10 protein-coding genes are annotated in these 13,626 nt (G+C 62.2%); 2 read left to right on the top strand and 8 right to left on the bottom strand.

The genetic code is table 11. The features are described 5' to 3' along the window. Positions 1 to 23: 23 nt before the first annotated feature. Entirely contained in the window at positions 24 to 1,592 is a 1,569-nt protein-coding gene (locus K8U03_13155) for a D-aminoacylase (protein ID MCE9605837.1), read from the top strand. Here the strand turns inward: K8U03_13155 and K8U03_13150 are convergent. The 7 genes from K8U03_13150 to K8U03_13120 form a co-directional block, all read right to left on the bottom strand. Next, positions 1,589 to 2,485, bottom strand: a complete 897-nt coding sequence (locus tag K8U03_13150) for a radical SAM protein (GenBank protein MCE9605836.1) — start codon at positions 2,483 to 2,485, stop codon at positions 1,589 to 1,591. The genes K8U03_13155 and K8U03_13150 overlap by 4 nt on opposite strands. 42 nt (positions 2,486 to 2,527) lie before the next feature. Beyond that, a complete protein-coding gene (locus K8U03_13145) occupies positions 2,528 to 2,836 on the bottom strand; it encodes a hypothetical protein (GenBank protein MCE9605835.1) in 309 nt (102 codons plus the stop codon). 248 nt (positions 2,837 to 3,084) lie between these two features. After that, positions 3,085 to 3,555, bottom strand: a complete 471-nt coding sequence (locus tag K8U03_13140; GenBank protein MCE9605834.1) for a hypothetical protein — start codon at positions 3,553 to 3,555, stop codon at positions 3,085 to 3,087. A 258-nt stretch (positions 3,556 to 3,813) separates the two neighbouring features. After that, positions 3,814 to 4,818 (bottom strand): ketol-acid reductoisomerase, encoded by a 1,005-nt coding sequence (gene ilvC / locus K8U03_13135; protein ID MCE9605833.1) that lies wholly within the window; start codon positions 4,816 to 4,818, stop codon positions 3,814 to 3,816. Between the two features lie 205 nt (positions 4,819 to 5,023). Then, on the bottom strand, positions 5,024 to 5,524 hold the full coding sequence (gene ilvN, locus K8U03_13130) for an acetolactate synthase small subunit (protein ID MCE9605832.1): 501 nt from the start codon (positions 5,522 to 5,524) through the stop codon (positions 5,024 to 5,026). A gap of 169 nt (positions 5,525 to 5,693) precedes the next feature. Further along, complete coding sequence (locus K8U03_13125; GenBank protein MCE9605831.1) at positions 5,694 to 6,641, bottom strand: aminotransferase class IV; 948 nt, start codon at positions 6,639 to 6,641, stop codon at positions 5,694 to 5,696. A 6-nt stretch (positions 6,642 to 6,647) separates the two neighbouring features. Next, positions 6,648 to 8,312, bottom strand: a complete 1,665-nt coding sequence (locus K8U03_13120; protein ID MCE9605830.1) for a hypothetical protein — start codon at positions 8,310 to 8,312, stop codon at positions 6,648 to 6,650. A 328-nt stretch (positions 8,313 to 8,640) separates the two neighbouring features. On the opposite strand from K8U03_13120, the gene K8U03_13115 reads away from it, so the two are divergent. Then, entirely contained in the window at positions 8,641 to 9,285 is a 645-nt protein-coding gene (locus tag K8U03_13115) for a hypothetical protein (GenBank protein MCE9605829.1), read from the top strand. Between the two features lie 199 nt (positions 9,286 to 9,484). On the opposite strand, the gene K8U03_13110 is transcribed toward K8U03_13115, so the two are convergent. Continuing rightward, the gene (locus K8U03_13110) at positions 9,485 to 13,504 is read right to left on the bottom strand and encodes a hypothetical protein (protein ID MCE9605828.1); all 4,020 of its coding nucleotides are present in this window, start codon (positions 13,502 to 13,504) and stop codon (positions 9,485 to 9,487) included. Between the last annotated feature and the right edge of the window lie 122 nt (positions 13,505 to 13,626).

Below are 13,626 nucleotides of genomic sequence, written 5' to 3'. Positions count from 1 at the left end.
GCGAGCGAGAAGGTGAGCTTGGAATGTACGATCTCGTGATTCGCGGCGGAACCGTCGTCGATGGTTCCGGCCGGCAGCGCTACGAGGCCGATGTCGCGATCCGCGGCGATCGGATCGCCGTGGTCGGCAAGCTCGATCCGGACGACGCCCTGAACGTGCTCGACGCCCGCGGGCTCGTCGTCGCTCCCGGCTTCATCGACGTCCACAACCACAGCGACGGCTGGCTGCTGCGTCAGCCGAATTTCGCGAGCAAGACGCTGCAAGGGGTGACGACCGAAGTCTTGATGTCGGACGGCATCTCTTATGCCCCGACTTCGGCGGAGCTCCGCCGCGAGTGGATCTACTACCTCCGCTCTCTCAACGGCTTGCAACAAGCCGACGACCGTGGCTGGCGAACGCTCGAAGACTACTATTCTCAGTTCGAGGGCCGCACGGCGCAAAACGTCGTTGCGCAGATTCCGTACGCGAATCTGCGTGTGCTCGCCTCCGGTTGGAACGCGCGCACGCTCGATGACCGTCAGCTTCGTGCGATGCGCGCCATGGTTGAAGAAGGAATGGCGGCCGGAGCCGTCGGCGTGTCGACCGGTCTCGATTACGTGAACCAGTGTCACGCCTCGACCGAGGAGTTGGTGGAAGTCATCGAGGCCGCTGCGCCGTTCGGCGGAATCTACGTGACGCACATTCGCTACAAACGTGGACTCATCCCGGCGTTGTGTGAAGCGGTAGCAATTGCGCAGCGAGCTAATGTAAAATTGCACGTCTCGCACCTGAAGGCCGACACTCCGGAAGAGATCGACGCCGTCTTGGGCTGCATCGACTCGGTGGCGGTGAACGTGGTCGACTTCTCGTTCGACGTCTATCCGTATCTCCCTGGCTCGACGATGCTCAACTCCCTGCTGCCCTACGAAGCATGGGACGACGGGCCGCTCGGCGTGGTTCGAAAACTGGGCCAGCCGGCGATCCGCGAACGCTTCGCTTTCGACTTAGCAACCGTTTATCGCCCGCAACTCGAACGCATCCGCATCGCCTGGGTGCCGAGCAAGGCGAATGCCTGCCATCAAGGGAGCTCGCTGGCTGAATACATTGCCGCGGTGGGCAAGTCGCCGGTCGATGCGCTGTGCGACTTGCTGATCGAAGAGGGGCTCGCAGTGCTCTGCGTGTTTCATCGCGGCGACGATGCGCTCGTCGAGCCGTTCTTGAAACACGAAAAGTTCATGGTCGGCAGCGACGGCATTTTCCAGCCCGACGGGCCGGTCCACCCGCGCCAGTTCGGCAGCTTTCCGCGTCTCATCGGCCCGCTTGTGCGCGACCGCCGTTGGTTCACGCTCGAAGAGGCGGTGCGGAAAGCGACGAGCATCCCGGCCGCGCGGTTCGGGCTGATCGATCGAGGCACGGTCTGCGTCGGAGCGTTCGCCGATCTCGTGCTGTTCGATCCCGCGACCGTCGCCGATCGGGCCACGTTCGACGAGCCGCGGCAAACGCCGATCGGCATCGCGCATGTGTTCGTCGCGGGGCGCCCGATCGTGGCCGAAGGGAAACCGCTGGACCTCGCACCCGACTGGCCGGGCCGCTGGTTGAAGTACAAGCATTAACCGCCGGCGACTGCGCCGTAAAACGCTTGCACGGTCAGCCCGGTTCGCTCGGCGACGAGCTTCACGATCGCGTCGACCTCGGCATCGTCGAGCGGCGCGACGAAGCTCTCGGCCGGGCGTCGGGCTACGGTGTAGATCTGCACCAGCTTGAGCTTTCCGCCGGCTGCGCCGATCTCGTTCAATCGATCGCAAAACGCTGCGAGCTCCACCGCGCTCGGCGCATCGCCGGCGATGCGCATGAAGAGGGCTTGAATCACCAGCGGCCTGGCGCGCGCCGCGGCCGTGATGTTGTCGAGCACTTGGCGAAACGGAATCACGGTTCGTTCGACGAGCTTGTAATACTCCTCGGTGCCGGCTTCGAGCTTCGCCCAAATCTCGCCGTTGTTCGCGTCGAGAATCGCAAGCCCTTGCGCAACGGTCGGACGATGGAGCATGCTCGCGTTGGTGATGAGCACCATTTTCACGGCCTCGCACGCATGCTTCCGCTTCACTTCGGCGCAGGCGGCGATGATCTCGTCAAAATTGCGATACGTGGTCGGCTCGCCGTCGCCGGAGAAGGCGATGTCGTTTAAGCGGCGAAGCTGCGGCGGCGTGGCGGCGAACTTGCCGTGCGCGAACAGTTCGCCGCTTAAGACGATCTCAAGCATGTGGTCGAGTTCGCCGGTGAGCTGCGCCATGTCGACGAACTTCGTTTCCGCCGCGCTCACCCGATCGACCTGACAGTAGATGCAATCGAAGTTGCAAACTTTGTCGGGATTCAGATTCACGCCGATCGAAACGCCTCCCGAGCGCCGGCTGACGACGGGATAGACGAAGCGATTCGTCTCGAACGAACGCGAGTGCGAAGTGAAGAGCGGCGTGGCCGGCGCGGCTTCCGCCGAAGTGCGATCGATAGCAGTCACGGCGACCTCGGCCGCAAGCGGAGCCTGGGCCGACTACAGCTTGCGAATGCGGGAAAACTCGTCGATCGTCAGGGTCGTCAGCGACGAGTCGGGAAGGCGCAGCACGATCAGGTCGGCGAAGGCCTTGTCGTCGTTGTTGCGACGGAAGTGCAAGCCCTGCCGACGACGCTCGATCCGCTCGACCGTGCCGACCGTCGTCGTCATCCAAACCTTGAGCCCGACCTTCACTTCATGCACGACCTCGATCCGCTCGCCGGCTTTCAGGGCGTTGATCTCGGGCCGGGTCGTAATATCGGTATGGTCCGACAGGTCGGGCTTCGTCGCAGCGTTGGGAGTGTTCATGTCGATATTCTTTCCGGTCGGCCGTGAAAGAGCAAGCCGCCGGGCGAAATTCGAGCTCCGGCTCGGGCGCAAGGGAAACTACACGACTTCTCTTGCAGTCGCTCCGAGGCTTGATTCCAATCTCGCCCCCTCAGGCAGGCATTCGAGCTTGCGTTCGCGCAGCGACAAGAGGTGGAAAGCTATCGGGAGGCAAAACCGATTCCTCTTGCGCCTGCGGCGCACGGACATTTGTCCGTGCTACCCCGCGTCTAACGCCACCACTCTGAAGCCATTACGTTTAATTCTTCGAGAATCATTCCGTCAGGCAACTCTGCTATATGGTCCACGTCATCGTACTGCTTTCCTTCATATAAGTCTGGGATACTAAAGCCCGCCCCATAGTCGTCATTAACCATAAGAACCCCGTGCATGATAAGTTGTTTTGACGAGTGCTGACGTATTCTTTTAACGCTCATTCCGGGGAAGAACACGGCTTTGTATTTTCCTAAATAGCCTGGGCGGCAGAAGAGCCGAACGATACGACCCGTATCGTTGGCAATGACCGACACTTTTGCATCAGCAATGTCAAGCTTCTTGAATCCCATTTCGTGGTTTTCAAATGCTGATTCAACAAAAGAGACGTGATCGTCTCTGAGGTTTGACAACACTACGCCAATGTCCTCGCCGATTCCTATACCGGCAATCGACTTTCCAGAAATAATGTCGGCTTTGAGGTCCATTTATGCTTCCAATTTCCCCAGCGACAAAAGGCGGAAAGTGATCGGGACGAAAAACTGATTCCTCTTGCGCCTGCGGCGCACGGACATTTGTCCGTGCCACCCCGCGAAGTCTGACGCCGTGCCTGCGCATAAAAATCCCTCGGTAGAGCAATGAGTTCTACCGAGGGAGATATGTCCATCGCGAAATCGCAAGCGAAGCGGGCGGCCTGAGGTTCGGGACATGATTCCGACCTGCCCGCTCGGCGATTTTCTTCGAGCTTAAACTTCCTTCGCCTTGATCCAGCTCATCAGGCGGCGCAGTTGCTTGCCGACGACTTCGATCGGGTGGTTGCGCTCGCGGCGGCGCGTGGCTTTGAACGCCGGGGCGTTGGCCTTGTTCTCCAAGAGCCAATCCCGAGCGAATTGGCCGCTTTGGATCTCGTGCAGGATCTTCTTCATTTCCTTCTTGGTCTCTTCCGTGACGATCCGCGGGCCGCGCGTGTAGTCGCCGTATTCGGCCGTGTTCGAGATGCTGTAACGCATGTAGTTCAAGCCGCCTTGGTAGAACAAGTCGACGATCAGCTTCAATTCGTGCATGCACTCGAAGTAGGCCATTTCCGGTTGGTAGCCGGCTTCGACGAGCGTCTCGTAGCCCGCCTTCACCAGCGCGCTGACGCCGCCGCAAAGCACGACCTGCTCGCCGAACAAATCGGTTTCGGTCTCTTCGGCGAACGTGGTTTCGATCACGCCGCCGCGCGTGCCGCCGAGTCCCTTGGCGTAGGCCAAGCCGATGCGGCGCGTTTCTTCACTCGCGCCGGCGCTCAAAGCGATGAGGCACGGCACACCGCCGCCGGCTTCAAACTCGCTGCGCACCAAGTGGCCGGGGCCCTTCGGAGCGACGAGCAAGGCGTCGTGCCCGGCCGGCGGCTCGACTTGGCCGAAGTGGATGTTGAAGCCGTGCGAACACATCAAGATCGCGCCCTTTTTCAGGTTCGGCTTGATGTCGTTGCGATACACGTCTCCTTGCACTTCATCGGGGAGCAAGATGTTGACGACGTCGGCGGCCTTCGTCGCTTCGGCGGCCGAAACCGGCTTGAAGCCGTGGCTCACCGCGAGATCGTAGTTCGGGCTTCCCGGACGTTGGCCGATGATGACGTTCAGGCCGGAATCGCGCAGGTTTTGGGCCTGGGCATGACCTTGCGAACCGTAGCCGATGATGGCGATGGTCTTGTTCTTCAGCGCGGCGAGATCGGCGTCTTTGTCGTAAAAAATCGTAGCGGCCATGAAAGGTTTCCGGTGTTTCTAAAGGCGTGATGAGGTGGACGATTGTGCGTGGTAAACGAAGCGACGCCCAGCGCCGAACTTCGCGAGCAACGGGCTCGACGAGAGCGTTGCTTGGTTTGCGGAAACGAATTCCGCGGGTTTCACTTAGGGGGCCGAAGATTACCCGGCCCGGTTTCTCGTTCGCGAGTTTGAGCTCGCAGTTTTTTTATTTAGCGACGTCGGCAGGTTTCGCACAGCGAACCATCGCGATGCGGCCGGTGCGGACCATTTCCTTGATTCCGTACGGACGCATGAGTTCGATAAAGGCCTCGATCTTCCGTTCTTGGCCCGAGATCTCGATCATGACTTCCGCTGCGCCGACGTCGACGATCCGGCCGCGGAAGATGTCGGTTAGTTCCTTCACCGCGGCCCGTTGCGTGCCGGGCTCGCTCGAGACCTTGATCAACATCAGATCGCGCTCGACGAAATCCTTCGAGCTGATGTCGTCGACATGCACGACCGTGACGATCTTCGTGAGCTGCTTCCGGACCTGTTCCAAGACATGGTCGTCGCCGACGACGACGAACGTCATGCGCGAGAACGCGGGGTTCTCCGTCGCACCGACGGCGAGGCTGTCGATGTTGTAACCGCGCGAGGCGAGCATGCCCGAGATGTGGGCCAGCACGCCGGGGAGGTTCTGTACGACTGCCGAGAGCACGTGACGCATGAAGGACTCCGGGAAGATAATAAACCACTATGGTAATCAGCCCTTTTCTCAGCGACAAGGGGCCGAGAAAGGCGATAAAGCGGTGCGATTACGCCGTTTACGACGATTGTAACGGCTCGTCATTCTCTGCTTCGCTTTCGCGACCCGGAGGAGACGCTCCGAGCCCTCGCTAGGTTCGCGCCGGCGGCGCGTATTTCGCCGCATAGGCGCGAGCCTGCGCGGCGAAATCGAGGCCGACTTCCGTCGTCAGCGCGTCGCGCAATCGGAGCGTCGTCGGGCCGATCCGGCCCGTGCCGATCGTGCGTCCTGCGAACGAGCGGGCATGCAGCACGCCGATGCTCGTCGATGTGACGAAGACCTCATCGGCCGCGAGCGCCTCGGCCGGCGTGATGTCCGCTTCGTTCGCCTCGATGCCGAGCCGCGCGGCGAGCCCGAGCACGACGCCGCGCGTGATGCCCGGCAAGATGTTGCGGGCCGTCGGCGTCGAAAGCTTGCCGGCTTGGACGAAGAAAACGTTGCCCGAAGTTCCTTCTGTGATGAACCCATCTGGATCGAGCAGCACGGCGGTCGAGCCGGGGCGCAATGCTTCGGCCTGGAGATTCGCGAGCTGATAATGGGCCCGACTACGGCACTTCACGGCCGGGTCGAACAGCTCGCGCGGCAGCGAGCGCTGCGCCGGAACGACCAACTCGACGCCGGTCTCGTAAGCCGGCGCGAGGGCAGCCATCTTCTCGGCCAACGGAAAGCAAGCGACGACGACCGTCGGCCTCCGGTCTGCCGGGGCGAACGCGCTGCGAAACGCCGAAGCAGGGCCGCGCGAAACGTCGTGGATGATGTTCCAATCGACGTCCGCGGTTTCCGTCGCACGGTTTTGCGCCAAGAGGTCGAGCGTGATTCGCTCAAGCGCGTCGGGGGAGAGGCCCGGCTCGATGCCGAGCGCGGTCATGCTGTTCCAGAGCCGGCGCAGATGGTCGCTGAGGCGATACGGCTCGCCGCGGTAGGTGCGCGTCACCTCGAACGCCATGTCGCCGAGTTGCAGCGCCGAGTCGAAGATCGAAACCTTCGCTTCGCTCTCGGGCACGATGCGGCCGTTGAAGTAGACAACTCGCTGCGACACGGGCCGTTACTCTGGAGAAATGTTCGCGAGTTGCTTCAAGTCGGTCACTTGCTGTTCGAGGCGATCGACCTGACGCTCCAGGTCTTCGCGGGCGATGCGGGCTCGATCTTTGATCTTCTGGCTGGTGCCGATGATGTCTTCGGCGTGCTTGTTGATGAGGTCGAAGTCGTCGTAGCGTTTCTTGATGGCGAGCAATGCTTTGTCGATGAGCGTGAAGTCGACCTTCTGCGCTTCTCGCTCGTCGCGCCGGCGTGTGCAGAGCGCGCGAGCCACGGTGAGGCCGAGGCGCAAGAAAAGATCGGTCGCAGGATCTTCGGCGTCCCAGACGAGGATGACGTCGTCGCCGAAGCGGGTGATCGGCTCGATGCCTGAGGGCGCGGTCTTTTTCGAGTAGACGAACAGGCCGATTTGCGCATCGCGGTTCTTGCGGCCTTCTTCGATTTCGGCGCGCGCTTGGCGCAGATCGAAGCCGACCACTTCCTTCGCTTCCAACACGATCTTCGCGCCGGCCGCCGCGTGCTCGGGCCCGATTTCGACGACGCAATCTCCCTTCTTGCAGTTCTTGATCAAGCCGGTCGAGTTGCCGAGAAACTCGGGCATGTCGCCGGTCTGCTTGCAATAGTCTTGCAGATAGGTGAACAACGCTTGCTCGAAGACGAGGCCGTGCCGCGTCGTTTGGCGTTCGGCTTCTTTCTTCGCCGTGATCGTGGCGACGGCGACTTTCACCTCTTCTTGAAACTCGCGGTTCGTCTTCGCGTGGCCGTCGAGGATCGTGACGAGTTCGCGCTTGAGGCGCGATAGGGCCGAGGCGTCGTTGTCGAGCGTGAGGTTGTCGTGAATCGCGGTGTCGGTCGACTTCAACAGCTTCGTGAGCTTGCACAGAGCCGATTGATCGTTGTCGAGCGAGAACTCGCCCGTAATCATTTGTTGCGCGTGCGTGACTTTCTTCACGAGCACGCTCAGGGCGGAGTTGTCGTCGTTGAGCGAAAACTCTTTCACGACGTTCTCGATCTTGCCTTGCAACGTCGTCGTCAGCTTCCCTTGGTTCTCGGTAAGTTCGCCGACGAGCCGGGCCAGCGCCCCGTCGCGGTTGTTGAGCGAGAATTCCTTAAGCACCGCCTCGCGCTGCGTTTCCAGCTGCTTGCCGAACGTCTCGCGCAGCGCCGCCAGCAGGCCTTCCGCTTCGTTCGGATTCAGCCGTTTCATCAGCGGGCTCTCGACGCCGAAATGCGCGGCGAGGGTCTTACTGAGCAGCGAGTCGTCGTGGCCGACTTGGCGACGCAACACTTGTTCGAGTTCGCCATCGCGCTTGATGAGGCGTTCGACGCGATCGTGGAACCGGCCGTTCTGCGGATCGAAATACTCTTGCAACGATCCGGCGAGCTTCTGTTGTATCGAACGGGCATGTTCGCCGAGTTGGCTTTGCAGCGACACGAGCATCCGTTCGCACTCGCCGCGCACGGCGACCGTGTCGATCTGCCCGCGAGCCTGACCGAGCGCGAGCACGCCGATCCGCAGGGCCTTCAACGCAAACGCCTCGCGCTGCGCCCCCTCGGCGAACTGCGCCAGAGCTGCGATCGTTTCCGGATCGTCGACCTCGAGCCGGAGCGACATCTCGCCCGGCGACTCCATGCGGAACTCAGCGGCTTCGAGCGGCAGGGAAGTGGACATGGGGAAGGGGTCGGGGGTCAGGGGTCGGGGGTCAGTTGGGGAGGGGCCGACTGACCGTCGTGAACGCTTGTTCAATATGCCAAGTTGCGGTCGAAGCTTCAACCCGAAGGCAGAGCGGCCGTGGGATCGCTGCCGAGAGATGTTGCCTAATGCTGCTGCCGGCGCGACGTAAGTTGCCTAGTCGGCGCGATCCGCATAGCCCGCATTTTGCAACCTTCGTCGAGAAGAAACGCGAACTACGTTCGATAACACCTATAAAGTGCGCGGCATTTTGCGAGCCGCGTTCCTGCGCGCAATAATATCCGAGCGACTTGTTTCAGCGACCCGTATGACGATCGGCGCCATCACCGGTAGTTCCTCGCAAGCCGTAGCCGGCGGCGGACGCTTCGTCAAAACGAAGCAAGCGCTCGACGACCTCGAGACGGCGCTGAAGTCGGGCGATCTCGCCGCCGCGAAGCTCGCGTTTGCGCAAGTGAAGTCGAACGGTCCGGCGAAGGCTGCCGCCAACGGACCCGTGACGGAAAAGGTCGAAGCTCTCGGCAAGGCCTTAGACTCCGGTGATCTCGGCGCCGCACGCTCGGCAGCCTCGGATCTGAAGCAAGCCGCGCCGCCACGGCCCGGCCCGGGGAGCGGCCGGCCGGCAGGTGGGCCTCCGCCTGGAGGTGGACCGCGCGGCGCTCAAGGGGGCGGCAAATCGAAAGAGGCGTCGGAGCAGAAGGAAGACTACGACGACGCCGACACGAACAAAGACGGCAAGGTCTCGCTCCAAGAGCAAATCGCCTACGAACAAAAACTGAAAGCGAAAGCCGAAGCGGAGAAGGCCGAAGCCGCGAAGAAAAGGGCGAACGCCGCCGCCGCGAGCGGCGCGGCCACAGCAACACCGACGTCGGGCTACGCTGCATCCGGCTACACAGCCGAGAGCAGCGGGGCGAGCAGCATCGCGACATCCGGTTCGATCGACCTCACAGCGTAGCGATCGTCACTGCGTAGCGGATGTCTTTATCAGCCGGAACACGTTAGCGTCCGGTCCATCGCGACACGGCGCAGTGACGAGTTGCGGAGAGAACAAGTGTTTGCAGCGACGACGACCCGATCGCTGATTAGTGCGTAGGACCGGACGCTAACGCGTTCCGGCTAACTGACCCCCGACCTCTGACCCCCGACCCCTTCTCCTACCCCGCCGTCTCCCACAACTTCACTTGCGCCAGCGCTTCTTCCCACGACAGCGGCACGCGGGGAATCCGTTCGGGCAGGCTCGGTGGAATTGCCGAGTGGCGATCGACCTGGGCCTGCACGCGGCGCGCTTCGTCTTCGAGCGCTAAGAGCCACGCCGGCACGTCGAGGCCCGAGCCGCTCGGGTTGTCGGTGAACTCGTGCAGCTCTTGTTCGAGCAGCGAGAACGCGGTGTGTTGCTCGTCGGTGCGCAGTTCGACGATCGCGGGCCGGATCAGCGCGCGCAACCGATCGACGGCCAACAGCCGGACGAATCGCTCGCCGAGCCGATCGGCGATTGTCGGCAGGCGCACGCCGTATTTCCGATTCAGCTCGCGGAGTTGCGTGAGGTGCCAGTCGGCCGCTTCGCAGGTCCGATCGGTAACGGCGCGGCGCCAGAGCTCGGCGGTCGCCGTTTTCTGCCGGCGTACGAGAACCTCATGCACCATCATCACGGGCCGCAAATTCCAAGCGAAGCGTTCGTAGCCGAGGCGGAGGCGCAGAAAATCGAGGAGCACGTAGAGCATGTCTCCTTGATCCGATTGCGTCGTCGTGCTGTTGTAGTCTTTGAACTCGCCGTAGCTTTCGATCAGAGTTTCGATCGTGATCGTCAGCAGTTCGCAAGCTTCGGCCCGCGGGATGCTCTTGTCGAGCTCGTCGAGCAGCGCCGGGCGTGTTTCGGCATCGTCGTCTTCTTCGAGCCGGCGCAGATAGACGTCGACCTTCTGATGCAAGACGGCCCGCAGATTGCCGAGGTTCAAAAACTTCGGCGTGAAGAGATCGCGTCCGAAGCGCTTGATGAACTCGACGAGCGCTTCCCAGCGTTTCTTATCGGCCGCCTTTTCCAACGACGACAACCGCAGGCTGCGCGAATGGGTGTTCCAGCGCTTGAGCCAGCCTTCGGTGAGCGATTGCAACCCTTCGTACAACTCGGCCGAATGCTCGACGTCTTCCCCGTAGCTCAGGCTCGGCGAGTCGACTTCGACCGCGTCGATCAGCGCTTGCACGGAAGCCTCGAAGCCGACTTGAAACAACCGGTCGAACTCCGTGACCGCACCGTCGCCGGTCGGGCGATGTCGTTCCATCAACTGCACGACCGAGATCACGCGATAGGCCTCGGCTAAGAGGCCGGCGCGCGGCAGCGCCTGCAACAGCAACACGGCCGCGGCCTGCACGCTCTGCGCTTCGACGATCTCGCGGGGCTTTCCTCCCTTGGCTAAGGGAACGTACAGGATCGGCAATTCCAAGAGCGCCGTGCGCAAGCGGGGCATCGTTTCCGCCAAGGCTGTGCGATCGCCGCGCTGCAAGCCACGCACGACTTCGACGAACCTCGCCGACCACTCGGCGAGCGTTTCGCCGGCCGGGGGATGCGTCATCGCTGCCAAGAGCATCCGGCCGGCTTCGATCGTTTCGACCGCCGCGATGATCACCCGGGCTTCGAGATCTTCCTTCACTTGGCGACGTCGATCGTACTCGACGAGCGATGCGTGCGTGCCGCGCGGGGCAGGCAAGTCGTGAGCGTGCAGGTCGTCGAGCAGTTGCAATAGCCCACGCCGATTTTCTTCGGCCTGATGATACCACTGCTCCAAGCGATCGCGATCGGGCGCGGCCGACTCTCCCGCGCCGACGACGGCCGTTTTCCAGAGCCGAGCGGCGGTTTCCGTCAACGCGAGGCGCGTGATGAGACGCTGGGCTTCGGCTTCGAGTTCGTATTCCGTGGTGTGGTCGTCGTCGCCGGAAACGGTGTTCCCTTCGTTGCCGTCGCGCGTGCTGTCGCGATAGACGACGTCTTCGTAAGCCGCGCCGAAGAGCGCTTTGTCTTCGTCCCCGTCGTTCGCATCGGCGTCGGAGTCGTCGACCGCTTCGAGCTCATCGCCGAGCGTTTTCGGCGGTTTGCGAGGTTTCTTGCCGGAGGCGAACTCGAAGCGCGGCACGTTCCAATAGTCGTCGGCATTGGCTTCGAGATAGTCGAAGAACTTCGCGATCAGATCGCGCCGAGGAATCGGAGCCGCGCCGGATGCGGCTCCGGAAATCACGGCCCCGTCCTGCACTTCGTTCAACCAGCGGGAAGCGAGCGCGTGGAACGAGAAATCTCCTTCGACCAGCGCGATCTCGCCGAACCGCCCGAGCCACTGCATCAGCAAGCCCATCGCCGCCACGTAGTCGCGCTTGTCGAGCAGCGTCTCGACGACCAACGCATACGCCTTAGGGCTCGTAAACGGCGCGACATGCTTGCGCCAGAACTGAATGTCGCCGGCTTCCGCACCTCCGGCGTGCCATGCGCCGAGCGCTTCCGAGATTTGCTCGGCTGATTGCACGGCATCGCGACCGCTTACCGGATCGATGCCCGACACTTCGACCGCGGCGAACTGGTCCCACCATTCGGCCATGACGTCGAGCAGACTTTGCAGGCGTAGTTGCAGATCGCGCTCGCCCGAGGCCGCGGCTTCGCCGACGAGCCGAACTAAGAGCGACAAAATCCGTTTGACGAGATGCACGAGCACGTCGACCCGATGATCGCGCACCGTATTCTCGAGCGCCGGGAACAAGCTGAATTGGCCCTGAAAGCCGAGGATGTTCCAAGGATCGACGAGCGCGCCGCATTCGATCGCGCGATGCAATAGCGCCACCGCCTCGGGCACCTCGGCCGAGGCTTGCGGCAACAGTCCTCGATCGACGAGTTGATGGATCGTCGTAATCAGGCCGTTGATCTCGCAGAGCATCCGCGCCGAAGCGACCGGTACGATCTGCGCCTGGCGACGGGCCGCGTCGGCGTAGCCCATCTTGGCGAAGAGTTGTGCGAGGTGGACATGTTGCAACTGCACGGCGCGCAGCCGGGCCAAGCGTTGGTTGAGATGCTGCCGCGCGCCCCCGAACGGCTGACGCAGCGTCTCCGCTTCGGCCCGCAAGCGGTCTCCCTGCTCGCCCGGCACGCGCTTCAGCAAACGCGAGTAGAACTCTTCGCGGCAGCGGACGATGCGCGGCAGCAATGTGGAAAGAGTGACGCTCGAATCATGCGCGTCGGGCCCGTTTCCGCTGATCGTCGAGGCCATCAGCATCGTGCCGGCGAGCACGGCGCCGGCCTCGAACAAGAGTTCGGCGCGGGGGACTTCCTGTTGCTCTTTCGTGCGCTGCCAGATGGCATGCAGCGTCACTTCTTGCAGCACGAACCTGCGGTAGCGGCCGCGCTGGTCGATGTGCTGCGGATCCCATTGCCCGAAGTGGTAGTTGGGGCGCTTGTTCACGGGATGATCGAAGTCGTAGGCGCGCGGGTCGACGGCTAGTTCTTGCAGCAGCGCGGGATCGAAGTAGGCAAGCGTTTGCACGTCGGGCTCGACGTCGCGCAGGATCGCCAGGGCTTGTTCCAACAACGGTCGGTAGCGATCTTCGGCGAAGCCCGCTCCGGCGAGATACACCGGAATCGGCGCGACCCACTCATGCTCGTAGGGCTCGTGCTTCCGATCGTTTTGCAAGACCGCGGTCGGGCGATGGCCGATGAAGTCGTTCAGCTTTTCCAGCGCGTGCGGGACCAGTTCCGCATCTTCGACCCCGGCGATTCGCAAGCGAAGCACGGATTGCAGGACGCGCGCGAGAAAAAAAGGGCGAAACAGTTCGTCGTCGTTGTGATGAAACAGCAGATCTCGATGGAACTCGAGATACGCCGGCAGCACCGCCTGGAATGTGCCGACGAACACAGCCTGCGCCTGATCGAGGGTCTTAAACGCCGCTTCGTCGCGCTGGAGGCGCTGCATTTCGCTTTCGAGCCAAGCCGCAAATCGCTTCCATGTCGGAAGTTGCGAGGAGGCTGCCGGGTCGCTTGGGCGCAGCTTACGGCCGTCTTCCGACTCCTCGAAACGACGGTAGGCCTCGTTCACCGCGCGGTAGAATCGCGGATCTTCCGGCCCCTCCGAAAAGTTGAGATAGCCGACGATCTCATGACTCGGCGAACGCTCGGGCGGCGTTACATTCGCTACATCCATGATCTTGCCGTCGTCTGAGCGCGCGGAATTCGCCGGAACCGGACCAAATTACGTTACCATCGCCATCGCGGGGATTATCATAAAGGGGGCGACCCGGATACGCTACGGCCCCCCGTCATTAC

The organism is Planctomycetia bacterium, assembly GCA_021413845.1.
GTDB lineage: Bacteria > Planctomycetota > Planctomycetia > Pirellulales > PNKZ01 > PNKZ01.
This window is presented reverse-complemented; position numbering and strand designations above follow the sequence as displayed.